This is a genomic window from Allobosea sp. CER48, from assembly GCF_044752385.1.
Lineage (GTDB): Bacteria > Pseudomonadota > Alphaproteobacteria > Rhizobiales > Beijerinckiaceae > Allobosea.
Map to the genome: position 1 here is coordinate 1 of NZ_JBIWYK010000706.1, position 1,190 is coordinate 1,190.

General features: G+C 63.0%; 1 protein-coding gene. It reads right to left on the reverse strand.

Annotated features, from left to right (window positions below):
• Window positions 1-4: 4 nt before the first annotated feature.
• Window positions 5-1,126: a phospholipase D-like domain-containing protein gene (locus tag ACIPIA_RS16705; protein ID WP_400511093.1), complete on the reverse strand. Its 1,122-nt coding sequence runs from the start codon at window positions 1,124-1,126 to the stop codon at window positions 5-7.
• Window positions 1,127-1,190 lie beyond the last annotated feature (64 nt).

The following is a 1,190-nucleotide window of genomic DNA, read 5'->3' on the forward strand; positions in this document are numbered from 1 at the left end:
CGGATCAGATCTGCGAGCGAGCAAGACTCGACAGCCAGTCCGAGAACTTCTGCTGGGCCGAACGATCCTGCCAGTCCGAAAACGTGTAGGGCTTCGAGCTTGCCGCATCCCGATCGAAAACGGCCATCTGGGTGCCGGCAAAGTCCCGGTCGAACAGGTTGATGTTGGCCTCGTCGTTGAGCCTGAGGGCGCGGTCGTCGATGTTCGTGGAGCCGACGGACGTCCAGATGTCGTCGACGATCACCAGCTTGCAATGGAAGAATGTTGGCTGGAACTCGCTGATCTTCACGCCTGCCCGGAGCAGGTCGCCCCACAGGTGTCGCGATGCCTTCCGGACGATGCGAACATCGATCTGCGGACCGGGGACGATGATCCGGATGTCGACGCCTCGCTTGCGGGCATCCAGGATTTGCCGACGCATCAGCTCGTCGGGAACGAAGTAGGGCGTCGCGATCCGAACGCTCCTCTGCGCGGAGGCGAGCGCCGTCATCAGCATGAGGTGCATGACGTTGCGCTGGTGGGTCGAGCTGACGACGACCTGCGCGGCATGTTCGCCCGCGGCCACAAGCTGCGGGAAAAAGCGGTCACCCATCAGCAGTTCGCCGGTCGCTTCTATCCAGTGCTCCGCGAATGCGGCCTGGAATTCTGCCACGGCCGGCCCCTCCACGCGGTAGTGATTGTCGCGCCACTCGCTCGGCGAACGTGCATCACCGTTCCATTCATCGGCGATGCCGACGCCGCCGGTGAAGCCTATGCGCCCATCGACGATCAGCAGCTTGCGGTGGGTGCGGTTGTTCACGCGGTCGAGCGTGTACCAGTTGACCGGGCGAAACCGGACGACCTTGACGCCGGCCGCGCGCATCCGCTCGATCAGCCGCTCCTCCATCGGGAGGCTGCCGACCCAGTCGAGCAGCACATTGACGCTCACGCCCTCCCGCGCCTTCGTCGACAATGCACCCGCAAAGTCCTCGGCGATGGCGCCGCGCCAGTAGATGTAGGTCTCGAAACTGATCGTCTGCCTGGCCTCCCGGATGGCCTGGAGCATCGATGGAAAAATCTGGTTTCCGTTTACGAGCGTTTCGACGCGATTCCCCGGGATGTAGTTCGAGCCGAAGAGAGCGCCCATCGACGTCTGAAGCTGGCGATCGGATGAAGCCAGATGAGGTGGAACCGGCTGTGTTATCTCCTGC